General features: G+C 67.7%; 24 protein-coding genes. 13 read left to right on the top strand and 11 right to left on the bottom strand.

What is annotated here, in order from left to right:
• Window positions 1-47 precede the first annotated feature (47 nt).
• Genes ACFTZB_RS00315 through ACFTZB_RS00330 form a run of 4 tightly spaced genes read right to left on the bottom strand, consistent with a single transcriptional unit; the run spans window position 48 to window position 4,436 of the window.
• On the bottom strand, window positions 48-1,007 hold the full coding sequence (locus ACFTZB_RS00315; protein ID WP_378429569.1) for a diiron oxygenase: 960 nt from the start codon (window positions 1,005-1,007) through the stop codon (window positions 48-50).
• The gene (locus ACFTZB_RS00320; protein WP_378429570.1) at window positions 1,004-1,924 is read right to left on the bottom strand and encodes a prephenate dehydrogenase/arogenate dehydrogenase family protein; all 921 of its coding nucleotides are present in this window, start codon (window positions 1,922-1,924) and stop codon (window positions 1,004-1,006) included. Before ACFTZB_RS00320 ends, ACFTZB_RS00315 begins: the two co-directional genes overlap by 4 nt.
• Window positions 1,921-3,993, bottom strand: a complete 2,073-nt coding sequence (gene pabB, locus ACFTZB_RS00325) for an aminodeoxychorismate synthase component I (RefSeq protein WP_378429571.1) — start codon at window positions 3,991-3,993, stop codon at window positions 1,921-1,923. The genes ACFTZB_RS00320 and pabB overlap by 4 nt, the downstream gene beginning before the upstream one ends.
• Entirely contained in the window at window positions 3,993-4,436 is a 444-nt protein-coding gene (locus tag ACFTZB_RS00330; RefSeq protein ID WP_378429572.1) for a chorismate mutase family protein, read from the bottom strand. Before ACFTZB_RS00330 ends, pabB begins: the two co-directional genes overlap by 1 nt.
• Before the next feature lie 229 nt (window positions 4,437-4,665).
• Here ACFTZB_RS00330 and ACFTZB_RS00335 point away from each other — a divergent pair, with 229 nt between their 5' ends.
• Window positions 4,666-5,601 carry an esterase/lipase family protein gene (locus ACFTZB_RS00335; protein WP_378429573.1) on the top strand — a complete coding sequence of 312 codons (936 nt, stop codon included), beginning with the start codon at window positions 4,666-4,668 and terminating at the stop codon, window positions 5,599-5,601.
• Window positions 5,602-5,628: 27 nt separating this feature from the next.
• Here ACFTZB_RS00335 and ACFTZB_RS00340 read toward each other — a convergent pair whose 3' ends face one another.
• On the bottom strand, window positions 5,629-6,324 hold the full coding sequence (locus tag ACFTZB_RS00340) for a GntR family transcriptional regulator (protein WP_378429574.1): 696 nt from the start codon (window positions 6,322-6,324) through the stop codon (window positions 5,629-5,631).
• A 47-nt stretch (window positions 6,325-6,371) separates the two neighbouring features.
• Window positions 6,372-7,514 carry an acyl-CoA dehydrogenase family protein gene (locus ACFTZB_RS00345; RefSeq protein ID WP_276135839.1) on the bottom strand — a complete coding sequence of 381 codons (1,143 nt, stop codon included), beginning with the start codon at window positions 7,512-7,514 and terminating at the stop codon, window positions 6,372-6,374.
• Between the two features lie 158 nt (window positions 7,515-7,672).
• On the opposite strand from ACFTZB_RS00345, the gene ACFTZB_RS00350 reads away from it, so the two are divergent.
• A complete protein-coding gene (locus tag ACFTZB_RS00350) occupies window positions 7,673-9,214 on the top strand; it encodes an aldehyde dehydrogenase family protein (RefSeq protein ID WP_378429575.1) in 1,542 nt (513 codons plus the stop codon).
• Window positions 9,215-9,232: 18 nt separating this feature from the next.
• A complete protein-coding gene (locus tag ACFTZB_RS00355; protein ID WP_378429576.1) occupies window positions 9,233-10,147 on the top strand; it encodes an oxygenase MpaB family protein in 915 nt (304 codons plus the stop codon).
• Between the two features lie 37 nt (window positions 10,148-10,184).
• Here the strand turns inward: ACFTZB_RS00355 and ACFTZB_RS00360 are convergent, their stop codons facing one another.
• Window positions 10,185-11,423 (bottom strand): TetR/AcrR family transcriptional regulator, encoded by a 1,239-nt coding sequence (locus ACFTZB_RS00360; RefSeq protein WP_378429577.1) that lies wholly within the window; start codon window positions 11,421-11,423, stop codon window positions 10,185-10,187.
• 276 nt (window positions 11,424-11,699) lie between these two features.
• On the opposite strand from ACFTZB_RS00360, the gene ACFTZB_RS00365 reads away from it, so the two are divergent.
• From ACFTZB_RS00365 to ACFTZB_RS00410, 10 genes are all read left to right on the top strand, one after another.
• On the top strand, window positions 11,700-12,518 hold the full coding sequence (locus ACFTZB_RS00365) for an enoyl-CoA hydratase (protein ID WP_378429578.1): 819 nt from the start codon (window positions 11,700-11,702) through the stop codon (window positions 12,516-12,518).
• Window positions 12,519-12,634: 116 nt separating this feature from the next.
• Window positions 12,635-14,227, top strand: coding sequence for a fatty-acid--CoA ligase FadD5 (fadD5, locus tag ACFTZB_RS00370; RefSeq protein WP_378429579.1), 1,593 nt, complete (start codon window positions 12,635-12,637; stop codon window positions 14,225-14,227).
• A gap of 66 nt (window positions 14,228-14,293) precedes the next feature.
• Window positions 14,294-15,103 carry an ABC transporter permease gene (locus ACFTZB_RS00375; protein WP_072945674.1) on the top strand — a complete coding sequence of 270 codons (810 nt, stop codon included), beginning with the start codon at window positions 14,294-14,296 and terminating at the stop codon, window positions 15,101-15,103.
• Complete coding sequence (locus ACFTZB_RS00380; RefSeq protein WP_378429580.1) at window positions 15,103-15,963, top strand: ABC transporter permease; 861 nt, start codon at window positions 15,103-15,105, stop codon at window positions 15,961-15,963. Before ACFTZB_RS00375 ends, ACFTZB_RS00380 begins: the two co-directional genes overlap by 1 nt.
• Window positions 15,963-17,015, top strand: coding sequence for an MlaD family protein (locus ACFTZB_RS00385; RefSeq protein ID WP_378429581.1), 1,053 nt, complete (start codon window positions 15,963-15,965; stop codon window positions 17,013-17,015). The genes ACFTZB_RS00380 and ACFTZB_RS00385 overlap by 1 nt, the downstream gene beginning before the upstream one ends.
• On the top strand, window positions 17,012-18,031 hold the full coding sequence (locus tag ACFTZB_RS00390; RefSeq protein ID WP_378429582.1) for an MCE family protein: 1,020 nt from the start codon (window positions 17,012-17,014) through the stop codon (window positions 18,029-18,031). Before ACFTZB_RS00385 ends, ACFTZB_RS00390 begins: the two co-directional genes overlap by 4 nt.
• Window positions 18,028-19,068, top strand: coding sequence for an MCE family protein (locus ACFTZB_RS00395; RefSeq protein ID WP_378429583.1), 1,041 nt, complete (start codon window positions 18,028-18,030; stop codon window positions 19,066-19,068). The genes ACFTZB_RS00390 and ACFTZB_RS00395 overlap by 4 nt, the downstream gene beginning before the upstream one ends.
• Entirely contained in the window at window positions 19,065-20,156 is a 1,092-nt protein-coding gene (locus tag ACFTZB_RS00400) for an MCE family protein (RefSeq protein WP_378429584.1), read from the top strand. The genes ACFTZB_RS00395 and ACFTZB_RS00400 overlap by 4 nt, the downstream gene beginning before the upstream one ends.
• Window positions 20,153-21,202, top strand: a complete 1,050-nt coding sequence (locus ACFTZB_RS00405; RefSeq protein ID WP_378429585.1) for an MCE family protein — start codon at window positions 20,153-20,155, stop codon at window positions 21,200-21,202. The genes ACFTZB_RS00400 and ACFTZB_RS00405 overlap by 4 nt, the downstream gene beginning before the upstream one ends.
• Complete coding sequence (locus ACFTZB_RS00410; RefSeq protein WP_378429586.1) at window positions 21,202-22,386, top strand: MlaD family protein; 1,185 nt, start codon at window positions 21,202-21,204, stop codon at window positions 22,384-22,386. Before ACFTZB_RS00405 ends, ACFTZB_RS00410 begins: the two co-directional genes overlap by 1 nt.
• Window positions 22,387-22,394: 8 nt before the next feature.
• Here ACFTZB_RS00410 and ACFTZB_RS00415 read toward each other — a convergent pair whose 3' ends face one another.
• From ACFTZB_RS00415 to ACFTZB_RS00430, 4 genes are all read right to left on the bottom strand, one after another.
• Window positions 22,395-23,243, bottom strand: a complete 849-nt coding sequence (locus tag ACFTZB_RS00415) for an ABC transporter permease (protein ID WP_378429587.1) — start codon at window positions 23,241-23,243, stop codon at window positions 22,395-22,397.
• Window positions 23,240-24,055: an ABC transporter permease gene (locus tag ACFTZB_RS00420; RefSeq protein WP_276135825.1), complete on the bottom strand. Its 816-nt coding sequence runs from the start codon at window positions 24,053-24,055 to the stop codon at window positions 23,240-23,242. Before ACFTZB_RS00420 ends, ACFTZB_RS00415 begins: the two co-directional genes overlap by 4 nt.
• The gene (locus ACFTZB_RS00425) at window positions 24,052-25,020 is read right to left on the bottom strand and encodes an ATP-binding cassette domain-containing protein (protein ID WP_378429588.1); all 969 of its coding nucleotides are present in this window, start codon (window positions 25,018-25,020) and stop codon (window positions 24,052-24,054) included. Before ACFTZB_RS00425 ends, ACFTZB_RS00420 begins: the two co-directional genes overlap by 4 nt.
• 288 nt (window positions 25,021-25,308) lie before the next feature.
• Window positions 25,309-25,785: a hotdog fold domain-containing protein gene (locus ACFTZB_RS00430; protein WP_378429589.1), complete on the bottom strand. Its 477-nt coding sequence runs from the start codon at window positions 25,783-25,785 to the stop codon at window positions 25,309-25,311.
• Window positions 25,786-25,973: the final 188 nt, after the last annotated feature.

Below are 25,973 nucleotides of genomic sequence, written 5' to 3' on the forward strand. Positions count from 1 at the left end.
TGACAACCGGACGGGAGAGGCGCGGGCGAGCCGGCTTTCCTGCGACGTCAGGCCCACTCGTAGGACATCTCGCCCGCGACCCCGAGGTGTTTGCACAGTTTGTGGATGCCACCGAAATCCTGGACCAGAGCGGACCGGCGGGTGTCGTGTTCGGCGTCGTCGATCATCGCCTGACCGCCGTCGAGGTCCAGGATGTCGACGATGGTGTGCCAGGTCGAGTAGTCGTTGCTGCTGAACGCGGTCATCGCGTCGACCAGCCCGTCGAGGAAGAGCCGCCGGTCGCCGGGGTTCAGGGTGTCGTAGACGACGCCCGCGATGTCGTCGGCGATGGAGGCGTGACAGTACTCGTCGCGATTGTGCAGCCGGACCGTCGCCCTGTTCACCGGTTGGATGACGTCGTTCTCGGAGATCAGGTCGAGGTAGGAGCTGATCGAGATCTCCGCCACCGTCATGAAGGCGAACGTCGTGATCGCCCGCTGTCGCGCATCGGCGGCCTCGGCCGTCGCCGCGCGCTGGCGGCGCAACGTCAGGACGTCGGGCAGGGCGCTGTTGGGCATCGCCCAACCGCGTTGCCTGCGGGTGACCGCGCTCGCGTTCAGGTGCATGAGCGTGTGGTACTGCTCGTCCACCATCGCCTGGTGGACGGCCACGGCGAACGTGTCTCCGAGCCCGGTGTCCAGGGCGTCGTGCGCGACGAGGTCGAACCCCGGGTTGACCACGTACTGCTCGATGTCCATGACGTTCTTGTTGAACGCGATCCAGGCCCACGCCCGCAGCTGGTTCCGTTGCTCCTCACCCATGCGGAGGAACCGGTCGTGATCGGCGAAGGGCAGCAACTCGTTCGGGTAGTCCTGTTTGCCCAGGTCGAACAGCGCGTCGAGGTCCGGCTCCGGTTTCTTCACGGTCGCCCGCTGCCCCCAGTTGCGGGCGAGCCGCGTCACGACGGCGCTCTCCACCGGATCGGACGGGTCGTACTCCGGGAGCGAGGGAATGTTCCGGGTCGTCATGACGTCTCTCCGTTCCGCGGCTGTCGGTGAACGAGATCGGTGAAGAGGTCGGCGCACAGCCGGGCGAGGGGTTCGCTCCGGTCGCCGAGGGGCGACGTCGCGCGGGACATGAGCGCGGCGAAATCGTCCTCCGAGCCCTGCTCGACGGTGTCGGTGAGAGTGGCGAGCGCGGCGGCGAGCGCGCGGCGGGCGTCGCCGGCGAAAGGATTGCCGGCCTGGATGTCCCGGTAGACCTCGGGGCCACCGCCGCCGACCCGTGCGAGGAGCGCGAGCGAGACGAGATGCGGTGGGGTGGCCGCCGCGGTGAGTTCGGCGCCGTCGACTCCGAGTTCGGCGAGGGCGAGGCCGAAGGCGAGCACGCCGGCGTGCGTCAGTGCCTGGGTCGCTGCCGTGAGCCGGTCGTGGTGTTCGGCGTCCATGCGGACCACCGACGATCCCCAGCCGGACAGCGCGGACAGGAACCACTCGACCCCGGTGCCGTCCCGGTAGGTCACGGCCGCGACGGGCCGGCCCTCCGGTCCGAGGGACGGCGCGAACATCGGGTTGATGCCCACCGCGCCGCCTCGCAGTGCGCTCTCCCGCAGGGCCGCACCGAACCGGGACTTCACGGACAGCGTGTCGACCAGCAGCGCGTGCTCGGGCAACTCCGCGACGACGAACGGAATCGACTCCAGCGCGACGTTTTCGGGGATCGCGAGGATCACCGCATCGGCGGCACGCACCACCGCCCGCAGCTCCGGCGACGGGTCGGTGACGTCGCCCTTGACCTGATCGGCGTCGGACCGGTCGGTGAACCGGATATCGATGGTGCGCACGGTGTTTCCGTCGGCACGGAGCCGGTCCGCGAGCATCCGGCCGACATCGCCCGAGCCGCCGATCAACGCGACGGTCCTGGCGGATGCGGCCGGAACGTTCACTGCCCGATCTCGTTCGGCCGGTCCGCCGTCACGGACAGCGCCCGCAACATGGTGGCGGCCTTGACCATCGCCTCGTCGAACTCCTCCTCCGGGTCCGACAGCGCAGTGATCGCACCGCCGATGCCGAACGTCACCTCGTTGTCGGTGGCGACGATCGTGCGGATGACGATGGACAGGTCGGCCGTTCCCGTCAGCGAGAAATAGCCGATCGAACCGGAATACACACCGCGCGGCCCGGACTCGAGCCGGTCGATGATCTCCATTGTCCGGATCTTCGGGGCGCCGGTCATCGATCCGCCGGGGAAGGCGGCCCGGACGCACTCGACGACGGAGGCGTCGGCGCTGAGGGTTCCGCGCACGGTCGACACGAGTTGATGCACGGCCGCGTATGTTTCGACGTCGAACAGCTTCGGGACGTGCACCGAGCCTGGGACGCACACCCGGGCCAGATCGTTCCGCGTCAGATCGACGATCATCAGGTTCTCGGCGCGGTCCTTCTCGCTGTCGAGCAGGTCCTGCCGCAGCGCCGCATCCTTGGCGGGGGTGGCGCCGCGCGGACGGGTCCCCTTGATGGGTTTGGACTCCACCACCCGGTCTGCGCCGATCCTCAGGAACCGTTCGGGGGAGGCACTGAGAACGGACAGCCCGGCGAACTGGAGATACGCGCTGTACGGCGTGGGGCTGATGGAGCGCAGCAGTTCGAACGTGTGCAGGGGATCGATCGACTGGTCCACCGTCGCCATGTTGGTCAGGCACACCTCGTAGGACTCGCCGGTCCGGATCTCGCCGAGCGACGACGCGATGTGGTCGAGGTACTTGTCGTGGTCGTGCCGCAGGGCCAGTTCGGCGGATTCGGGTTTCCGGATCGGCGGCACCGCGGTCGGAGGCTGGTCCGGCTCGGCCAGCCGGTGCAGCGCTGTCTCCATCTCGTCGAGCCAGCGGCGCAACTCCGGATCGTCCGGGTGGTCACTCAGGCACAGCGCGTACGTGCGCTCGTTCGAATGGTCGATGACCACCGCGCGGTCCGCGAACACCAGTGCGGCGTCCGGGGTGGGCGACTTGTGTGCCGCCGTGCCACCGGTCTCGGCCTTCAACTCGTAGCCGAGGTACCCCACGTATCCGAGGCCGAACGGCACACCCGGGAGTCCGGGCACCGACCGTGCCTGCAGTTGCCGTTCGAGGTAGTCGAAGAACGGTGCGTGCACCTGTTCGACCGGCAACCCCTCGCGTGTGATCCGGACGATCGCTTCACTGACGTCGTACGTGATGTATTCGGCGCGCGGACCGGAACAGTTGCCCATGATCGTGAAACGCGAAGTCGGTTCCGACGCCGACGTCCCGTCGAGCCAGAACGCGTTGGGCCCGGACGCGAACAGGTCCTCGAACGTGGTGCGGGGGTCGACCTCGTGGTCGACGCGCACCTGCTGGACCACGTACGGCGCGTGGGGGATCGGGATTCTGAGCAGGGAACCGTGGGTGGGTGTTCCGGAATGCGTCCGGGTGAGGTCGCGGAAGTTCGCGAGCAGTTCGTGGCCGAAGGCGGTGCTGATCGATTCGGGGTGGAATTGGACACCCCACAGCGGGCGCGTGCGGTGCCGCACGCCCATCAGGAGTCCGTCGGCCGTCCAGGCGGTCGCCTCGAGGTCGTCGGGGAGATCCTCGACGATGAGCGAGTGGTAGCGGACCGTCGGGAACGGTGAGGGAATGCCGGCGAAGAGTTCGGATCCGTCGTGGTCGACGAGGGACACGCGGCCGTGCATCGGCTCGGGCGCGAGCACCACCTTGCCCCCGAACAGCTGGCACAGCCCCTGGTGGCCGAGGCAGACACCGAGCACGGGGAGTTCGGTCTCCCTGATGATGCGGGCACTGATCCCGAAGTCGCGTTTCCGGTCCGGCCGGCCGGGGCCGGGGGAGATGACGATGTTGTCGAAGTCGGACCAGGGGATCGAACTCCACTCCACGTCGTTGTGCACGACCGTGGGCGGTTCCCCGTTCACCTCGGCCAGCAGAGTGAACAGGTTGTAGGTGAAGGAGTCGTAGTTGTCGACCAGCAGCGTCCGGGTACTCATCACGACTCGACATTCGCAGACGGCACGGAACTGTGGCGAACCTGGTGGTTGCCGGCATGGCCGCCGTTGTGGTTGCCATTGTGGCGGGGTGTCTCGTCGACGGTCTCCGCGTTGATCACGAGGTCCTCGAGCCTGCATGTCTCGGCGATGAGGAGGTCGTAGAGCGAATCGAAGAACTCCGGGGACAGGGAGTGGCTGTCGGCGTACCGGCGCGCCCGTTCGTGGACGATGTGGATCCGTCCCGGCTGCATCATGGCGATGTGCTCGCGGCGCTTGAGTTCGCCGATGCGCAGGCACACTTCCAAACGCTGCCGGACCGTCTCGAGCAGGGTCGCGTCGACGGCGTCGAGTTCCGCGCGCAGACTCTCGAGTGCGTGCTGCGCCGAGGCGTCAGAATGCTCTCCGGAATCGTCGCCGTTCCGCTGTTCTACGGAGAAATACATAGTCGCCCCACTCACTCGATCGGCAGTAGCTTTCTCATCCCGACTATCGTGTGCAGTTGGTGGTTCGTTTCCATGAGCCTTCCGGATGGCCGGGAGGGCCGTGGTCGATCGGCCGAATACGAACCAGGTCGGTGATCACCCCCGAGTCTCGATCTCAGGTTGAGACTTTGATGGACGGTTGGCTAACGTAACCTGAAGTCTATTTCCGCAAACTCAGGATACGAGGAATATGCGTATATCGTCGGCCACTAGGGCTCTGTTGTGCGTGCTGGCAGGCATCGTGATGCTGGGCAGTGCGGCACCCGCGGCAGCGGATCCCGTGGAAGCGGAGCCCGCGCCCGTGGTCGATCCGTCCGCGCTTCCCGGGGCCAACGACTGGAGTTGTAGGCCGTCGGCGGCGCACCCCCGTCCCGTCGTGCTGGTGCACGGCACCTGGACCGGCATGGTGGGGACGTGGAAGGACCTCGCTCCGGAGCTCAGCGCGGAGGGCTACTGCGTCTTCGCCCTCAACTACGGACAGGCCGCCGGTCTGACCAAGGGCAACATGATGCGCATGTTCGGCGGCGCCGACATCGAGGAGTCCGCTCGGCAGCTCGCGGGGTTCGTCGAACTGGTCCGCACCGCCACCGGTGCTCCGCAGGTCGACATGATCGGCCATTCGCTCGGCGGCACGGTGTCCCGCCAGTACCTGCGGTTCGAAGGCGGCGCCGACCGGGCGAACCCCGCACTGAACAAGGTGCACTCGCTCGTCACCCTCGGCGCCACCAACCACGGCAGCAGCTTCGGAGACGTCCAGGCGCTCGGTGCGATCGCGCAGGCGCTGGGTGTGCCGGTCACGACGCTCGCCGGCGTCGCGGTCGGGCCGTCCTACATCCAGCAGATGGTGGGCTCGCCCTTCCTGCAGCTCCTCAACGCGGCGGGCGACACCGACCCGGGCATCGACTACACTGTGGTCGCCAGTCGCAGCGACACGGTGTCCACCCCTCCCGAGAACACATTCCTGACAGCCGGTCCGGGGGCCGCCGTGCACAACATCTGGCTCCAGGACGGCTGCGACACGAACACCGCGGACCACGGCCAGCTGACCACCGATCCGCGGGCCGTGTACATCATCCAGCGGGCGCTGGACCCCACATACGGAGAGCGCAACCCCGCGCCGTGCTGACCGGGCGCGGGTGATCGGCGGCGCTGGTCAGTCCCAGATGCCGACGTCGTCGAGATGTGCGACCAGTCGCTGGGCACCGTCGATGAAGTGGGCCTTGTTCTCGGCACCGACCACGTCGGCCTTCCCGTCGGCGAGTGCGGCGATGAGGCGGCGGTGGCTCTCGACCGCAGCCTCGCCCCAGGCCGGATCGGACGAATAGAACTGCACCGGTGTGTACCGGGTGGCGCTGAGCAGGAACCACGACAGCTTGCTCGCGTCGGCGAGACGGTTGATGACCCGGTGGAACGAGAACTCGAGATCCTCGATGCGCTCGGCCTCGCCGTCCTCGACGGCCCGCCGCAGCTTCTCGTTGATCGCGGTCAGTTCCTCGACGACCTCCGGGGTCACGGACCGCGTCGCGCGGACCGCGAGTTCCTCGGCGATCTGGCCCTGTAGCCAGAAGAGGTCGTGAATGTCGTTCCGGCTGAGCGGGGCGACCACGTAGCCGCGGTGGGGAACCAGTTCGACGAGTCCCTCGCCGCGCAGGGTCAGCAGCGCCTCGCGGACGGGTGTGACGCTGACCCCCAGGTCTGCCGCAGTCTCGTCGAGGCGGATGAAGTCACCCGGGCGAACGCCCCCGGACATGATCAGGTTGCGGACGTGCACGGCGACGTCGTCCGACAACTGGGGTCGGCGGCGCAGGGTGCGGCCCGCTGCGGATCGTGACACGGAGGGCGATGCCATGGAGAACTCCTTCGATGCGGCAAACCAGCATAAACCGCAGTGGATGTTTACAAGCCGTAGGTCTTGCCGATGATGTCGCGCTGAATCTCGTTGGTACCGCCGTAGATGCTCGAGACGATGGTGGAGCGGACGTGCTTCTCCATGTCGAACTCGGTGGCGTAGCCGTACCCGCCCATCATCTGCATGCCCTCGAGCGCGACCTTCTTCGCGGTCTCCGTGACCTTCAGCTTGGCCATCGACGCTTCACGGGCCAGCATCTTGTCGGGGTTCGCGTCGACGTCCCTGGCGACGCTGTACACGAGCAGTTTGCAGCACTCGATCTCCGTCGCGAGATCGGCGATGCGGTGGCGTAGCGCCTGGAACGATCCGACGGGACGCCCGAACTGCTTGCGCTGGGTGACGAAATCGAGGGTGTCGGCGAACGCGCGCTGCGCGGTGCCGAGCATCATGGCCGCGAGGATCAGGCGTTCGAAGTTCAGTCCGGTCATCAGCTGGCGCCAGCCGTTGCCGACGTCGCCCACCACCGCGTCCTCGGGCAGGACGCAGTCGGTGAAGTAGAGGTCGTTGACCTCCTTGCCGCCCATCGTGTCGATGCCGCTGATCTTCAGTCCCGCCGTATCGGCGGGGACGTGGAACATCGTGAGGCCTTCGTGCTTGCCGTCGCCGCGCCCGGTGCGGGCCACGAGCAGGATGTTGTCGGCGAAGTGCGCATTGGAGCACCACGTCTTCTGGCCGTTGATCACCCAGCCGTCGGCGGTCTTCTCCGCGCGGGTGCTGAGGTTGCCGACATCGGAACCGGCCTCCGGCTCGGACATCGAGATGGACTGCGACCGGCCCGCCACGATGCCGCGCAGCACGACGTCCTTCTGTGCGTCGGTTCCGAACTTCGCGTAGGCGCCGCCCGTGATCAGGGTGGGCCCGATCCCGCCGATGGGTGCCATGCCCTTGGCGGCTTCCTCGAGCAGGATGCACATGTCGACGTGGCTCGCGGCCGAGCCGTCGTACTCCTCGGGGATGGTGATGCCCAGCCAGCCCAGCTTCGCCATCTTCTCGTAGAGGTCCTGATTGTGGTTGTGCTCGCCGTGATTCGTCAGCCTGTCGCGTTGCTCGCGGGTGCCGCTCTCGCGCTTGCAGAAATCGGCGATCGCCGCCGCGAAGTCCTTCTGTTCACTGGTGAATTCGACGCTCATGTCCGGGGAACTCCTCGTGGGTGATGCGGTCGGCGAACCGGCCGGCCGGGGGTGACTGTGTGGGGCTTGCCGCGATGGGGTCGGCCGCATACTGTGATGTCCACTACATTACATCACATCACATATATTTGATGTGATCTCGAGGGAGGATATCGACCATGCCACAGCAGGCGGAGACGACCGAGACGACGGCAGGCGCTCAGCCCACGGCTCCGACGGGGCCGGCGGAGTCGGCGCCGAAGACGTTCGCGTCCCTGGACCCGCGCGACGGCACCGTCCTGGCCGAGTACCCGATCGAGGGGGAGCGGGAGGTGCGCGCCGCCGTCGACGCGGCCCGGTCGGCCGCGCAGTGGTGGACCGCCCTCGGCTTCGACGGCCGCAAACAATGGCTCCTGGACTGGAAGAAGTCGATGGCACGGGACGGCGAGCAACTCGCCGCCCTCGTCGCCGCCGAGACCGGCAAGCCCCACGACGACGCGCTCCTCGAGGTGATGCTCGCCATCGAGCATCTCGACTGGGCGGCGAAGAACGCGGGCAAGGTCCTGAAGCGGCGCAAGGTGCCCTCCGGCCTGGTCAGTGCGAACCAGGCCAGCAGCGTCGGGTACGAGCCGATGGGTGTGGTCGGTGTGATCGGGCCGTGGAACTACCCCGTCTACACGCCGATGGGCTCCATCTCCTACGCGCTGGCAGCGGGCAACACCGTCGTCTTCAAACCCAGTGAGCTGACCCCCGGTGTCGCGGTGTGGCTCGCCGACAAGTGGAAGGCACTCATCCCCAATCAGCCTGTCCTGCAGGTGGTCACCGGCGACGGGTCGACGGGTTCCGCCCTCGTCTCTGCCGGCGTCGATAAGATCGCCTTTACCGGGTCCGCCGCCACCGGCAAGCGGGTCATGGCCGCCTGCGCCGAAACGCTCACGCCCCTGGTCGTCGAGGCGGGAGGCAAGGACGCCATGCTCGTCGACGCCGACGCGAACCTGGACGAGGCGGCCGGGTTCGCCGTGTTCGGGGCGATGGGCAACGCCGGACAGACGTGCGCGGGCGTCGAGCGCATCTACGTCGTCGACGCCGTCTACGACGAGTTCGTCCGGCTGGTCGCCGAGAAATCGAAGGTCCTGCGCCCGGGACCGCGGGACGCGGCGTACGGCCCCATGACGATGACCGGCCAGTCCGACGTGGTTCGCAGCCACGTCCGGGACGCACTCGACAAGGGTGGATCCGCGGTGGTCGGCGGACTCGACTCCATCGCGGACGGGTACGTCGGGCCCATCGTGCTGACCGGCGTTCCCGAGGACAGCACCGCGATCCGCGAGGAGACGTTCGGCCCCACGATGGTCGTCAACAAGGTCGCGAGCCTCGACGAGGCGGTCGCGTTGGCCAACGGCACCACGTTCGGCCTCGGCGCGTCCATCTTCACCAAGGATGCGACCAAGGCGATGCAGGCTGCCGGGAAGCTCAGGGCCGGCGTCGTGACGATCGGCTCGGTGCTCGGATTCGCCGGTGTCGCGGCGTTGCCGTTCGGCGGTGTCGGAGACTCGGGCTTCGGCCGCATTCACGGGGCGGACGGGCTGCGGGAATTCAGCCGGGTCAAGTCCATCGCCCGGCAGAAGTTCGCGGCGCCGCTCAATCTGCTGACCATGCAGCGCAAGTCGCGGGACATGAAGATTTCCGCCTGGATGTTGAAGAACCGACACGGACGCTGATCGCGGGAGGGTATTCACATGCTGAGGAAGACCACGCCGGGCGGGGTTCCACGGGGCAGGCACGGCTGGCAGCGCCGGATCGAGGAACTCGACCCGGTCCGGGACCACGAGGAGATCCACCGCATCACGGCCGGCTACGAATTTCCGTGGGACTACCAGCGGTCCCTCGAATTCGCGCTGTTCCGAACGTATTGCGTCCCCACGATTTCGGAACTGCTGCAGCGCACCGGCGAATTCGAGAAGCGGCCGCAGAAGCGATACGACGACACCGCGTTGCTGATGGCCGAACTCGTCGAACACGGCTACGACTCCGAACGCGGCATCGAATCACTGCGCGTCGTGAACCGCATGCACGGCAAGTACGACATCGACAACGACGACATGCTGTACGTACTGACCACGTTCATCTACGAACCGATCGACTGGATCGACCGGTTCGGGTGGCGGCGGCTCACCCCGAACGAGCGTCTTGCGTGCTTCCACTTCTACCGTCAGGTGGGGGTTCGCATGGGGATCAGGAACATCCCCGAGACCTTCGAGGACTTCTACCGGTTCAAGGCCGAGTACGAGCGGACACACTTCCGGTACACCGACGACAACCATCGGGTCGGCACCTACACGCTGACGCTGTTCTGCTCCTGGTTTCCGGCGGCGCTCCGGCCACTCGTCGCGCAGGGGGTCTACGCACTCCTCGACCCGATGATGCTGGCGGCGTTCGGATTTCCCGCAGCCCCGCACTGGTTGCAGCGCGCGTCCCGACGTGTGCTGCAGATCCGGGCACGGTTCGTGCGCCTCCTGCCACCGCGCCGCGAATCGAAGGCCGCACGCGATCCGCGCAACCGGACCTACCCCGGATACCCGGTGGGCTACCGCCCCCGCGACCTCGGTGCGGACAACGACAAGCAACGAGGAGCCCGCCGGCGGGCCGCATGAGAACTGTGCCCCTGGGCGATTCGCCCAGGGGCATGGGCTAGTGACCCAGCAGCACGGCCGTCATCAGGGTGTGGAGTCGGGCACGGGACTCCTCGCGGGTGTCGAAGTGGACCAGTCGGCCGATGTCGAGAACCAGTCCGAGCGCCGCGTGTACCAGGAACCGTGCCTCGGGCGCCGAGAGTTCGGACCGCACGGCGGTCACCAGATGGACCCATTCCTCGACGTGGAGGCGCTGCACGTTCCGGAGGTTGGTCCGTTCGTTCTTCGGGAGGTTCCCGATCTCCGCGAAGTAGACCGACAGCACTTCCGGGTTCCCGAACGACAGTTCCAGGTACGACTCGGCGAGCTTGCGGAGGGCGTCCTCGGGGTCGGCGGCCGTGGACAGCGCCGCCGACGTGGCCACGGCCAGCCGGTCGGACGCGCGGTAGAACACCGCCGCCAGAAGGTCTGCCTTGCTGGGGAAGTGGCGGTAGACGCTCGACGCGTTGATGCCCGCGGCGGCGCCGATCTCCTCGATGCTCGAGTCGTGGTAGCCGTGCCGGTCGAAGATCTTGACGGCCTCGTTGATCAGCAATTCACGCTTGGACGTCACGGCGAGTCCCCGCACCGCGCCGGCGGGGGCGCCCCTGCCCGCGTTCGGGACGGCGGGCGGAAGTGTCGCGTTCAGGATCGACCTGCACGCCGACTTCAGGAGCGTGTCGAGTCTGCGGGTGGCGAGGGTGGTCCGGTGTGCGCTGATGCTGCCCATCACACTCAGCGTCGACGCTCCCAGCGTCGTCGCGTCGACGGCGGTCAGTTCGGGGCGAATCTCGCGCAGCGGCGCGGCCACACACTGCGTGACGTGGACGAAGATGGCACGAATCCGCTTGCGGTCCTCGGCCTCGAGATACCGGCCCTCCCAGCGGTAGAGTCCGGCGACCTTACGGTTCTCGATGCTGTTCGCGACGAGCGCGGAGATCAGGTGTTCGAGTCGGTCGCCGGGTTCGAGTCCGTCGACGCCGTCGAGTGCGCCGTCCGCGGTCGCCTGGAGCGCGTCGGCCGTCGTCGTCGCCGCGTGGACGAACAGGGCGTATTTGTTGGGATAGTGCCGGTACAGGGCGGGCCCGGAAATGCCGATGGTGGCGGCGATCTCGTCGACACCGACGGCGTGGTAGCCGCGCTCGCTGAAGGCTTCGGCTGCGACGTTCGCGATCTGGGCCTTGCGATTCTTGGGGCGGCGGCGGATCGGCCGGTCGGTGGCGGCACCGGCCGCCGTGCTGGTCCGGGCCACGGTCACCTCCAGTAGTGGGCAGTTGTCTGCCGGTTCCTCTGCCGGTCATCTTAACCGAGACTCCCTCACTGCCGAGCCCTGGATGGTCGGCGCGAATCCGAGTGTTCGCCCGGCGTCTCGATGAATGGCCAGCAAGACAGTGCGAAATGTGTTCCGAGAGGTATTGACACGCACCGAACGGCACTAATAAGTTAACAGCAATTCGCGTGTGGTGGTGGCCTCTAGCGGTGCCCCGCCCTACTCCGGCCGCGCAGGCCGATTCTCTCGGAGGTAGCTGGCGTCATGAGTGCACCACGGCAACTGTCGACCGTTCCCGCCGTCGCAGCCGACGGTCTCCGGGTGGTCGTGGACGGCGGGATCCTCCGGATCACGATCGATCGGCCCGGCCGGATGAATGCGCTCGATCTGGCTCACATGACCGCACTCGGCGACGTGCTCGAAGGCGCGGCGGCGGATCCTGCCGTCCGCGTCGTCGTCCTCTCGGGTGCGGGCGCGGCATTCTGCACCGGCGCGGATCTCGCGGCGGCGGCCACCGCGGGCGGCCGGGCGGCGTCGCCGGAGGTGGTGATGGATTCCGCCAATCGCGTGATCCGCGCGATCGTCGACCTCCCGATCCCGGTGATCGCCCAGGTGGGCGGCGCGGCTGTCGGGATCGGGGCGTCCATCGCCCTGGCGGCGGACCTGACGTACGCCGCCGAGGACGCGTACCTGCTCCTCGCATTCGTCAACGTCGGGCTCATGCCCGACGGCGGATCCAGCGCGTTGATCGCCGCCTCGATCGGCAGGGCCAGGGCCACCCGGATGGCGCTGCTCGGCGAACGGCTGCCCGCCGACCGGGCGGCGGACGAGGGCCTGATCGCCGGTGTGCTCGCGGCCGACGACCTCGCGGCCCACGTCGACGCAGTCGCGGCGAGGCTGGCGCGTGGTCCGAGGCGGGCCGTCGCGCTGACCAAGCAGGCCCTCACGGCGACGACGCTGACGGAACTGGATCCGGCGCTGGTCCGCGAGAAGGCCGGCCAGACCGAATTGCTCCAGTCGCCGGACTTCGCCGAGGGGGTCACGGCGATGCTCACGAAACGTGCTCCGAACTTCGGCAGCTGATGCGAATTGCCGTTAACAAGACTGTTCCGATCAACGTCGACATCTGTAATACTCGTCACAGCCTCCGTGTGGGGCCCGAGGGGCGAACTCGAGTACAGCGAAGGGACCACCACCACATGTCATCACGTAGCGAGCCGCTCACGCAGCCACTGCAATCCCGCCGCAACCACTGGAACAACTGGGTTGCCACCCATGCCCAGGCGAAGCCCGACCACCCCGCATTCCGCCATCTCGGGCAGAGCACGTCGTGGCGCGAACTGCACGAGCGCTCGCAGGCCCTCGCGGGGGCCCTCTCCCGGCGCGGGGTGAACTTCGGCGACCGCGTCCTGCTGCTCACGCTCAACCGCACCGAGTTCTTCGAGGCGGTACTCGCGATCAATGCGCTGGGTGCGATTGCGGTCCCGGTCAACTTCCGGCTCACCCCGCCCGAGGTCGCCTTCATCGCCCGGGACTCGGGCGCACGAGCCGTCTTCACCGAGCCCGCGCTGGCACCCCTCGTTTCCGCTGTGCGGCAGGATGTTCCCGATCTCGGCCTGGCGATCGTCATGGGCGCGGACACCGAGGGCGACGCTCTCGGTTACGAGGACCTCGTCGCGGAAGACGGTCCGGCCTTCACCCCCGTCGACCTGCCGGAGGACACGCCGTCGCTCATCCTCTACACCTCCGGCACCACCGGAACGCCCAAGGGGGCGGTGCTGTCGCACTCGAACATGGTCGGGCAGTCCATCACCTGCATCCGGGCGATGCGCTACGACAGGGGCGACGACGTCGGGTTCCTCGCGTCCCCGGTGTTCCACGTCGCCGCCCTCGGTTCGGTGGCCCCGATGCTGATGCTCGGCGCCACCACCGTGATCCACCCCCTCAAGGCGTTCGACCCCACCGAGATGCTCGACGTGTGGGAGCGCGAGCGCATCACCACGGTGTTCCTCGTTCCGGTGCAGTGGCAGGCAGTCTGCGCCGATCCCACCGCCGCGGGCCGCGACCTCGCCCTCCGCGTCATCAGCTGGGGCGCCGCACCCGCATCGGACACCGTGCTGCGCGCCATGGCGGAGACGTTCCCGAAGGCTCTCGTCGTGGCGGTGTTCGGGCAGACCGAGATGTCCCCGATCACGTGCGTGCTCGACGGCGACGACGCGATCCGCAAGCTGGGCTCGGTGGGCAAGCCGGTCCCGACCATCCAGACGCGGATCGTCGACGACGAGATGAACGACGTCGCCCCCGGCACCGTCGGCGAGATCGTGTACCGCGGCCCGACCATGATGCAGGGTTATTGGCAGAACCCGGCCGCGACGGCGGACGCATTCGCCGGCGGATGGTTCCACTCGGGCGACCTGGTGCGGCAGGACGAGGAAGGCTTCGTCTACGTGGTTGATCGCAAGAAGGACATGATCATCTCCGGCGGCGAGAACATCTATTGCGCCGAGGTGGAGAACGTCCTGTTCGGGCATCCGAGGATCCGGGAGGCCGCCGTGGTCGGCAGGCCCCACCCCAAGTGGACCGAGGTGCCCGTCGCGATCGTGGCGCTCGACGACGACGGAGACGATCTGACGGTCGACGAACTCGCCGCGTGGCTCGAAGACAAGCTGGCCCGGTACAAGCATCCGAAAGACGTCGTCGTGGTCGACGCCCTCCCGCGGAACGCCAGCGGGAAGGTCGTCAAGGGTGAGCTTCGAAAAGCCCACGGCGCGAACGACGTCGCGGTCGTCTGACCCCGATTCCCATACTGCTCGACGCCGGTCGCCGATCGTGGGTGACCGGCGCCGGGGGAGGACCGCGTGACATTCCAGCTGCCACCCGCCAAGGGGCCCGTCAGTCATTTCGCCAACGAAGTCGGAGCGCTCATCGGGTTCTCCATCGCGACCACGGTGGCCGCCGTACGAGTCCTGGTGCGGCGCAAGCTCGCCTGGCGGGAACTGCTGGACCAGGCCTGGCGGATCGCGTCGGTCACGTCGGCGCCCGCCCTGCTGCTGATGATCCCCATCGGAGTCCTCATCGCCGTCACGATCGGCAGCCTCGCCGGTCAGCTCGGCGCCGAGGGGTACACGGGGGCCGTCGTCGGGTTCGTGATCGTCGGGCAGGCGTCCGCGCTGGTCTGTGCGCTGATGCTGGCCGGGGTCGGCGGGTCCGCGATCTGCGCGGACCTCGGCTCGCGCACGATCCGCGAAGAGGTCGAGGCCATGGAAGTCCTCGGACTCGATGTGATCGAGCGACTCGTGGTTCCGCGAGTGCTCGCCGCGGTGCTCGTCGGCGTCGCACTCTGCGCCATGGTCACCGCCGTCGGCGTGTCGGCGTGCTTCCTCTTCCAGGTGGTCGTCCAGAACAGTTCGGCGGGAAGCTTTCTCGCGGCACTGTCGCAGTACACGCGGCTGTCGGATTTCGTGGTCGCCCTCGTCAAGTCGATGGCGTTCGCGGTGACGTCGGCGCTCGTCGCCAGCTTCAAAGGGCTGCACGCCAAAGGCGGACCCAGCGGTGTCGCCGACGCCGTCAACGAGGCCGTGGTGCTGGCCTTCATCCTCGTGTTCATCGTCAACACCGTGCTCAGTCAGCTCTATTCCGTTCTCGTCGTCCCCGTAGGTGGTTACTGATGGTCGTGAGCACCCGATGGCCCGCCGCGCACTGGGTGCGGGCACGGGCGCGACAGCCCCTGGGCCTGATGACGGGCCTCGGCCGGGAATTCACGTTCTACGGCAGCGTGACCGCCGGCGTCCCCCTCGCGGTCGTGAAGTACTGGCGGCACATCATGCGGCAGATCGGCGACATCAGTTTCGGCGGCGCGACCCTGCTCGCCGGCGGCGGAGCGATCGGAGTCGTCTTCGCGATGTCCGCGGTCGCGGCGACGCAGGTGGGCATCGAGGGGTTGCGCGGACTGGACCTGCTGGGCATGGGTTCGCTGTCCGGGCTCTTGTCCGCGATCCTCAACACCCGCGAACTCGCGCCCGTGATCGCCAGCATCGCGCTCGCCGCGAAGGTCGGCACGGGATTCACGGCACAGCTCGGCGCCATGCGCATCTCGGAGGAGATCAGCGCACTGGACGCGATGGCGATCCCGTCGCTGCCGTTCCTCGCGAGCACCAGGCTGGTGTCGTGCCTGATCTGCGTGGTGCCGCTGTATGTCGTGGGGCTGCTGTCGTCCTACCTGGCTTCGCGACTGGTGATCGTCACGTTCAGCGGGCAGTCGGCCGGAACCTACGACTACTACTTCCATCTCATGCTCACCCCCACCGACGTCGTGTACTCGTTCGTGAAGGCGATCGTGTTCGCGACGATCATCGCGCTCGTGCACTGCTCGTACGGGTACCACGCGTACGGCGGGCCCGAGGGCGTCGGCCGGGCGGCCGGGCGCGCGCTGCGCACCAGCATCCTCGCCATCGGCATCGTCGACCTGCTGCTGACCCTCACCCTGTGGGGCCTCGTCCCGTCCGCCCCCGCCCTGGGGTTGCCGTGATGCGCGGCCGCCCGGGAGGTCCGGGCAACGGCGCCCTCGCGGTGCGGGGGGTGATCGGGGTGGCGATTCTGGCCGTCGGATCGGCGCTGCTGGTCGGTTTCGGCACCGGGGCGATCGTCACCGACCCCGTGGTGACGGCGACGCTTCCGTCGGACGCCGGAGCGGTGAAGGCACACACGACGGTGTCCTACAAGGGCGCAACCGTCGGCACCGTGTCGAGCGTCGACCCCGGACAGGACGAGACGAGCATGCACATCAGCCTCCGCCCCGAACAGATGCAGCACATCCCAGCGTCCGTCCAGGTGCGGGTGGTGCCCCGCACGTTGTTCGGCGACCAGAACGTCGAGCTGGTGTCCACCGCGGGAACCGGCGGTGCGAGGCTCGAGGCCGGTGCCCGGCTGCAACCCGACACGTCGGCCGAGACCGTCCAGATGTACGACCTGTACTCGAAGGTCTACGACCTGGTGTCCAGGGTGAAGCCCGAGCAGATGCAGGCCGCGCTCAGCGCCCTCGCCGACGCGTTGCGTGGGCGCGGCGAACAATTGGGGCACACCATCGACAGCCTCCACACGGTGGCGCAGTCGACCGCGCCTCTCGTCGACTCCGTCGCGGAGCGCGCGCCGCAGATCGCACGGATCAGCGAACAGCTGGCGACGGCCGCGCCCGACGTCCTCGCGACCATGGACGCGGCGGTGTCGCTGTCGAACACTCTCGTCGAGAACACCGACAGCTTCACCGGTTTCCTCGCCGCGTCGCTCGTCGTGACGAGGAATTCCGGCGACGTCCTGGAACAGAACGCGGACGACATGATCGCGGTGGCACTGAACGTCTCACCGACCCTGGGCACCTTGGCCGGAAAGTCCGACCTGCTGCGGGCGACCCTGGACGAGGCGGGCCCGTTCGGTGACGCCGGCGCCGCCGTCTTCTCCACCGGCAAGTTCGGGGTGCGGGTCGCCGCCGACCTGTCCAACCCGCGGCCCTACACCTCGTCCGACTGCCCGCGGTACCCCGGCCTGAACGGACCGAACTGCGGGGGCGGTGGCGGGGGATGAGCGTCCGGAACTCGGCAATCAAACTGGCGGTCTTCGCCGTGTTCGGGGTTCTCTCCGCGGTCCTCGTGGTGAACACACTGCGGGTGCCGGTGGAGGGACCGACCGTCGCGTACAAGGCGTTGTTCACCGACGCCCAGGGGGTGACTCCCGGCAGTGACGTCACCATCGCCGGTGTGCGGGTGGGACGGGTGGCTTCGGTCGACATCGTCGACGGCGACGCCGGAAGCGCCACCGCCCTGGTGAATTTCGAGGTGGAGCGCGATCAGGCTCTGCCCGCCGACACGACCGTCGCGATCCGATACGGCGACCTGCTCGGGATCCGGTATCTCGATCTCGCGGCCGGTTCGTCGGACGACGAGGGCACTCTCGCGGAGGGCGACACGATTCCGCTCGACCGGACGTCGCCCGCACTCGATCTCACCAGTCTCTTCAACGGATTCAAGCCGCTGTTCGACGCGATCGACCCGAAGCAGGTCAACGAACTCGCCACCGAGGTCGTCGCCGTGTTCGACGGACGGAAGACGAGCATGGAAACGCTGCTGCGCAGGGTCGCGGACGTCACCGGCAACCTCGCGAACCACGATCAGCTGATCGGTGATCTCATCGCGAACCTCGAGGTGGTGGTGGGAACCGCGGCGTCCCGCGGTCCGGAACTGTCCCACCTCGTCGACAGTCTCACCCAGTTCACCGGAATGCTCGCCGAGAACAACGAGGTTCTCATGGACACCCTCGACCAGAGTGCGGCGGTGAGCCGATCGGCGCTGCAGATCGTGGACGGGCGGGTCCCGGAACTCGGACGCACGGTGAACCGACTCGAATCGCTGACCGGGGCGATGGTCGGTGCCCACCCGGAATTCGATCACCTGATGGTGGCCATGCCGCAATTCTTCTCCTCCGTCGACCGCTCGGGCTCCTACGGCTCGTGGCTCAACATCTACCTGTGCACCTTCATCGTCAACGTCGACGGTCGCGAAGGCGCCCTGGGTCCCGACCTGCATTCGAGGTACTGCCAATGAGTGTCACCGACACGGTGCGCGACGTCTGGGACTCGCTGGCCGGAAACCAGCGGGTGCGGCCGGTCAACCCGCTGATCGTCGGAATCGTGGGAATCCTCGCCGCGACGCTGGCTCTGGCCCTGGTTCTCGTGATCCCGCGGGTGAGCTTCAGTGTGCGAACCGACGGCTACACTGCGGAACTCGCGAACGCCGCGGGCCTGACCGATTCCGACTACGTGTACGTGGCCGGGGTGCCCGCCGGCCGGGTGACCGCGGTGGACCTGGCGGGCGATCACGTGGTGGTGCGCTTCCGGCTCGACGGCGCGCGTCACCTCGGGTCGACGACGTCCGCGGGCGTCAAGCTGTCGACCATCCTCGGCAAGCGGTACCTGGACGTGTCACCGTCGGGGCCCGGCGACCTGGGCGACGACGGGACGATTCCCCTGAGCCGCACCAGCGTTCCGTACTCGCTCGACGACATCGGGTCGTCCGCGATCGAGACGGCGGACGACCTCGACCTCGGCGGACTGCAGAAGATGCTCACCGTGGTGACGGACACGGTGCCGCAGGACGCGACACTCAACAGGGAGGCGCTGTCGGGGGTGAGTGCGGCGTCCGCGATCCTGGCGAAGAACGCGGATCAGGTCACGCAACTGCTCGACAGCTCGCGAACCCTCACCGACGTGCTGGTCGGTCAGCAGCATCAGCTGACCACCCTGCTCGGCAACGCCGACGTCGTGATGAACACGCTCGCCACCCGTCGCGAGGCGATCCGCCGGATGGTCGACGATCTGCAGGCCCTGATCGCGCAGGCGTCCCAGTTCCTGGGGGAGAACACCGCCGAACTCGACGCACTGCTCGCGAACGCGCGGCAGGTGACGGAACGACTCGACGCGAACCTCGCCAACCTCGACGCACTGCTCACCACGGGTGCGCCGGCAGCGAGGGCGCTCGTCAACGCCACCGGAAACGGTGACTGGGCCGACGTGTCGGCGCCGTCGGCCGTGATCGCCGACAACCTGCTCTGCGTCGTCGGACTGATCACGGGGTGCTCGTGAACGCGGGCACCGCACGCCGGATTGCCGGGATCGGCGGCGTGCTCGCCCTCGTGGTGGCGATCGTCGTTTCCGGGTGGTTGCTGATCTTCCGCACGTCCTCCACCGTGGTTCATTCCGAATTCGCCTATGTCAACGGCGTATTCCCCGGCACCGAAGTCACCGTGCTCGGCGTGCCCGTCGGCATCGTCGAGTCCGTGGAACCGCGGGGCGGGGCGGTGACGGTCACGATGTCGATCGCGTCCGACGTCGTGGTGCCCGCCGACGCGAATGCGTACGTGCTGGTGTCTTCCGCGATCGGGGAGCGTTTCGTCGAACTCGGTCCCGCGTACACCGGTGGTCCGGTGCTGGAGAGCGGACAGACCATTCCCCCCGAACGCAGTCACTCGCCCATCACCTGGGACCAGCTGATGGACAGCGTCGACACCGTGGTCGAGACCCTCGGCCCCGACGGCGGCGACGCCGGCGCCGCGATCTCGGCAGCCGCGGCGTCCACGGACGGGCTCGGTCCCGCGATGAACGACGCCATCCGCACACTGTCGCAGGCGAGTTCGGTGATCGCAGGCAACAGCGCGGATGTCGGAGCGCTCGTCGACAACCTCGAGATACTCGTCGACGCGATCTCGGCGCGGCAGGCGCAGGTCGACTCCCTCGCCGGTTCGCTCACCGCCATCGGAGACGAATTCGCCGGGCAGCACTTCGCGATCGGCGACACGGTGAACCAGCTGTCCGCCTTGCTGAATCAGATCGACCACCTCGTGTCCGCCCGGGGCGGCGACATCGCCGCCGGCGTCGACGATCTGGCGGGGGTGAGCGAGGTGCTGCGGAGGCACGACACCGACCTCGCCGAGATCATGGACCTGGTGCCGTTGCTGATCGACAACATCCAGCGCGCGGTGACTCCGGACCAGCGTGCCCGCATCCGGTTGAACATCTCCACCAACCTGGCGCAGGCCGAGCCGACGTCCCCGCTCTGCGCGGTGGTGGATCCGATCCTCTGCCGGGGAGCGGGAATCACCAACCCGATCCAGTTTCCGCCGAGCATGTCCGACCCGTTCGGGCTGCGCGAACTCATGGTCGGAGGACGATGACGATCCGCACGAGAACGACGTCCCTGACGGCGGCGCTGATCGTCGGCGTGACACTGCCGGCCGCGGGTTGTTCGCTGAGCCTGCAGGAACTGTCGGTCGGCCGATCGCCGGACGGTCCGTCCTACGAGATCACCGCGCAGTTCGACGGCGTCGATCGCGTCGTGCCCGGCGCCGAGGTCCGAGTGGGACAGGAGGTCGTGGGCCGCGTCTCGGACGTGTCGACCCGGGATTTCACCGCAGAGGTCGAGATGCGGATCCGCGACGACGTCCCGATTCCGCGGGACGCGACGGCACGCATCGAATTGCCCACGGCCCTCGGCAATCCCTTCATCCGACTCGACGTCGCCGACGCGGCGGGCGGACCGATGAGCGAGGGCGACGTGCTCCCGCTGTCGCAGACGTCGCGCGGCCCCGACATCGAGAGCGGACTGGCTGCGCTGGCCACGGTGCTCAACGGCAGCGGCATCGATCAAATACACGCCATCATGAACGAATTGACCGTCGCCTTCACCGGACGCTCCGACAAGATCCGGGAACTGGTGGACATGCTGAACGACACACTGGGCGTCGTCGACGACCACCGGGACGAACTCGACCGGGCGATGGTGGCGTCCAACGCGTTCGCTGCGGAACTCGCCGCGGGCCAACCGGTCCTCGACCGCGCGATGACCGATCTGGCGCCGATCGTGGATCTGCTGGTGTCGCAACGAGATCGGATCACGGCGCTGATGGGGGAGGCGTCCCGGCTCAGCCGTGAGGCGCAACGCGTCCTCGGCAGTGCCGGATCCGCACTGTCGACCGAGATCAGCGACGCCGGGACCGTGCTCGCCGCCCTCGACGGCTTCGAGTCGGAACTCGCCCCCACCCTGAACTCGGTGGCGACGTTCCTCGGCGGATTCGCCGCGGCCACACCCGGTGACTACACGACATTCGACGGAACGTTCGACGTCACCGCCGTCATCGCGAAACTGCTCACCGGCTCGGCCCCGCTCGAGGTGCCCGCAGCCCGCACGTTGCCCGAGGTACTCGGCGGAGGTGTCCGATGATGACACGCCACGTCGTGGCGCAGCTGGTGCTGTTCCTCGTCATCTCGGTCGCCGCGATCCTGTTCGGGCTGCGGTACGTCACCGGCCCGGACACGTTCGGAGACCCCATTCACCTGACCGCCCGCCTCGACCACCCCGCCGGTCTCGCCCAGGGTGCCTCCGTCAACTACCGCGGAGTCGGAGTGGGAAAGATCAGCTCCGTCGACGTGAACGGGGAGGGGACGGGCATCGTCCTCGGCATCGAACTGCACCCCGGCACTCAGGTGCCCGCCGGGTCGACCGCGAAGGTCACCACCGAGAACGCGATCGGTATCCAGGCGCTCGACATCATGCCCGACAGTGGGGATCCGCCGTACCTCGCGGACGGGGACCTCATCGACGTCCCGCAGGAGGGGATTCCGCGATCGCTCGACGCGACGCTCGTCCAGACGACGGACCTCGTGAACTCGATGGACGTCACCGCCCTGTCCTCGCTCGCGGACACGTTCGGCACCGCCTTCGGAGGCACCGGACCCGACCTGCAGAACATGCTCGACGGTTCCGCCGAGATCGCGCGGACCCTCGAAACCCGCACCGATGCACTGTCGACCATCGTGAACAAGGGCTTACCACTTCTGGACACGGTGGACGGCCTCACCGCGGCCCTCCCCGAATCGGCGAACACCGCCCGCAGCGTGCTCGAACAGTTGCGGGCCCACGACGCTGCGCTCGTCGACCTGCTCGGACGCTCGCCGCAGACGATGGCGAGCCTGGACGCACTGCTGTCGGGCAACCGCGACTCCCTGGGCGCCCTGATGGCGAATCTGGTTCTCCCCACCGAGATCGTCGGCGACCGGACCCCCTCCCTGGAATACGGCCTGACCATCATGCCCGGCGCACTACCGAAGATCGCGTCGATCGAGAAGGGCGGCCTCGCCGACCTGCTCCTCGTCGGAACGCAGGGGCCGATGTGCGTGTACGACGCCCCACGCCGTCTGGTGACCGATGCGGAACCGAGCACGCCCGCCCTGGACTGGACCTGCCGGTCGCAGCAGTACCTCGAGCAGCGGGGAGCCGTGAACGTCCCCCGCCCCGACGACCTCGGGCAGGAGAACGCGACCAGGAACGGCGGCGTCTACGGACCACCTGCCGCGGACGATCCGCTGGTCGTCGAACCCCCGCTGACGGGGCACACCCCGCGTTAGGCGCGGTGCTACGCCGGGGTGCCCGCCGCGCGGCGGTAGCCCCGCACCGCGGGGTAGGTGAAGATCAGCAGCCCAGCGAGCGACCACGCGATCGTCTTCAGCAGAGGTTCCGCGACGGGACCGCCCATCGACAGTCCCTTCATCGCGTCGATCGCGCAGGACATCGGCTGGTTCTCCACGAACGGCTGAAGCCACGTGGGGTAGGCGCCGGTGGGCACGAATCCGGAGTTGAAGAACAGCAACAGAGTGCAGAGCAGCGACAGGAGTTCGACGAGCGGCGCCTTCGCCGCGTTGACCGCGAGGGCCGTCACCATCGTCGCGAAACTCACCCCGAACAGCAGCGGCAGCAGCATCAGTGCGATCCCGGCGAGAATGCCCTGGTTGAAACGGAATCCGATGGCGAAACCGACCGCGATGATCAGCACGGTGGTGAGCACGATCCGCACGGATTCGGCCATGAGACGGCTGAGCAGTCCCGATGCGCGGTGCACGGGCAGCACCCAGAAACGGCTCAGGAGCCCGTCCGCCCACTCCTTCTTCAACGACAGACCGCCGGCGATGGAACCGAACATCGCGCCGACCAGCGTGATCATCGGAACGGTCCCGAAGACACTGTTCACGCCGGTGGCCTTGGTGATCGAAATCCCGAGCACCGCCCAGAACATCAGCAGCATCAACGCCGGGTACACGATCGCCTGCAGCATCGTGTACGGGTCCCGGGCCCAGCGAAGCAGAAGGCGCTTGGTCTGCAGCAGGCTGTGCGAGAACAGTGCGGTGAGTGAGTTCTCCGGGTGGGGTTCGATCACCTCGGGAAACGTCACCGTCGCCGGTGTGTCGGATCGGTACTCGGTGGTCATCCGCGCCTCACATTCGACCAGATCGACAACGGAATGAAGACCAGCGCCAGCCCGCCGCACCACAACAGAGTGGGTGTCAGCTGGTGGAACGTGATCGTGCCGTCCGTCATTGCACGCATGGACGAGGAGAACTGCGAGATGGGCTGATTGCGCACGAAGCCCTGTGCCCACTCGGGGAACTGTGTCACCGGAACGAAACCGGAGGAGAACATGCCGAGGATGAGCTGGGGGAGCGTCAGCGCCTGACTGGTGACCTCGGGACTGCGGGTGAGGGTGCCGAGGGCATCGGCGCCCGTCGTGAGTGTGAACCCGATCAGCATCGCCAGCCCGCAGAACGCCGCTGTCATCCCCAGTCCGCCGGAGAACCGGAAGCCGATCGCGTATCCGTAACCGATCGCGGCGACGAGTGAGATCGTCGAGTGCACGAGGCACGCGGTCATGCGCGCCGTCAGCGGGACCGCCGCCTTGACCGGCATCGTCTGGAACCGGGAATTCATGCCGTTCGACGCCTCGGTGGCCGCGCGGTGCGCTGCCGAGATCGCGGTGAACGCCATGGCCTGCAGGACGATGATCGGCATGACGAATTGTGCGTAGTCGATGCCCTGGAACTTCATGACCAGGCGTAGCGGAAGGTAGAAGCCGATGGTGAAGATCAACGGCGCCAGCACCGCGATGAAGAACTGTCCGAAGACCCACATCGTGTGCAGGTTACGTGCGGACAACGCAATCCACTGCTGGACGCTCGAAGGATGCGGCCGCCGGTGCCTGCTGCCGAGGGTGCTCTCGAACCCGAGCTGGGCGGGCGCCGTCACGACGGCAGGCTCTCGTCGACGCGGACGTGGCCGGTGAGTGAGAGGAACACGTCGTCGAGGGACGGGCGCCGCAGGGCGATGTCGGCGAGGGTGACGCCGGCGAGGTCGAGTCGGCGCAGCACCTCGGCGAGGGTCTGGGCGCCGTGTTCGGCGGGAATCGACAACCGGTCGGTGCCTTCCTCGATGACCCTGCCGGGCGGGCACAGGTTCGTGAGGATCTCACGGACACGCGGCAGGTCGTCGAGGCTGACCGGAACCACCTCGCAGTAGCTTCCGCCGGTCCGGGCCTTCAATTCGTCCGCCGTACCCTCGGCGATCACGGTGCCCTTGTCGATCACGACGATGTTGTCGCTGAGGAGGTCGGCCTCCTCGAGGTACTGCGTCGTCAGCAGGATCGTGATGCCCTGCTCCTTGAGCGCGGACACGAGCGACCACACGCCCTGGCGGCTGCGGGGGTCGAGGCCGGTGGTCGGCTCGTCGAGGAACACGACCTCGGGACGGATCACGAGGCCGCAGGCGATGTCGACGCGCCGGCGCATACCGCCGGAATACCCGGACACCTTCCGGTCACCCGCGTCGAGCAGATCGAACTGCGTCAGCAGATCCTGCGCGCGCGATTTCGCGGCCGCCTTGGGCAGGCCCATCAGCCGGCCGAACAGCACGAGATTCTCGCGCCCGGTCAGCGACTCGTCCAGTGCGGCGTACTGACCCGTCATCATGATGCTGCGACGGACGTCGGCAGCCTCCTCGACCACGTCGTGTCCGGCGACGAACGCGCGGCCCGCATCGGGGCGCAGCAGGGTCGACAGCACGTTGACGGTGGTGGTCTTCCCTGCGCCGTTGGGGCCGAGGATGCCCAGGACCGTGCCGCGGGGCACCTCGAAGCTGACACCCCGCAACGCTGCTACGTCACCGAAGGATTTCTCGATTCCCTCGACAAGAACGGCGGTGTCAGGTGCTGGCATGTCCCCGAGTATGTCACGCGAAGAGGGCGACCAAAGCAGACCCGCGAAGACCTCCCGGCCCGCGGAACACGGACGGAAATCGTGTGTAACGGGTCGAGACACGTCCGCGATAAATGCCGGACGTCTGTACCACTTCGACCCCGGTGACCACGGTGCAACCGATCCCGTCCGGCCGGAAGCTCCTGCTGCGCCGCGATGTTCCGGCTTCGAGGAAGTGCCACACGGCAATTCGGGTCGCCGCCACGGCCGCCGGACCGAATGTGAGCTTCGACATGCGCCTTTCGTGCTCTACCGCGGCGTGACCCACGTCGTGATGTCGGCGTGGACGACCTCGGCCCCATGGCGGTCGAAGATGCGCACGGGCACGACCACGTCCGTGCCCGCGGTCATCGCGCCGAAGTCCGGCAGTTCCGTCAATTCCGCGACGGCGCGCAGCGGCCCGTTCGCCTTGGAGAGGTAGTCGACGGTCATCGACTTCGGGATCCACCGGTGGGTCGACGGCACGGTCGCCTCGGACAGCATGCCCATGGCGGCCTCGGCGAGGTTGCATGCGGCGATCGCATGGAACGTGCCCAGATGGTTGCGGACGCCCCACCACTTCGGCGCCCGTACCTCGCAGCGGCCCGGCCGCATCTCGACGACGCGGGGGAGCACCGAGCCGAAGTAGGGGACGCGGACGCACATGCCGACGGAGAACAACGCGTGTCCGAGCGCGTTGTCGGGGAGCTTCTGCCATGCGGCGTAGGTGGGGCTCGAGGGAGTCATACCCCGATATTACTTGAAAGTAAGTTCTGGACCGTCGAGTGTGATCGAGTCCGGTTTGATCTCTCCTGCCCGGTACGGCATACTGGTCGGGTTGCCTTGTCTGGGACGCGATCGTTTGCGGCCCGAAACAGGTGGGGTGAAACGTCGCGGTGTAGATCGAATGACCTGCTCGCGGCCACATGCAAGAC

The organism is Rhodococcus sp. NPDC057014 (assembly GCF_042673295.1).
Lineage (GTDB): Bacteria > Actinomycetota > Actinomycetes > Mycobacteriales > Mycobacteriaceae > Rhodococcus_F.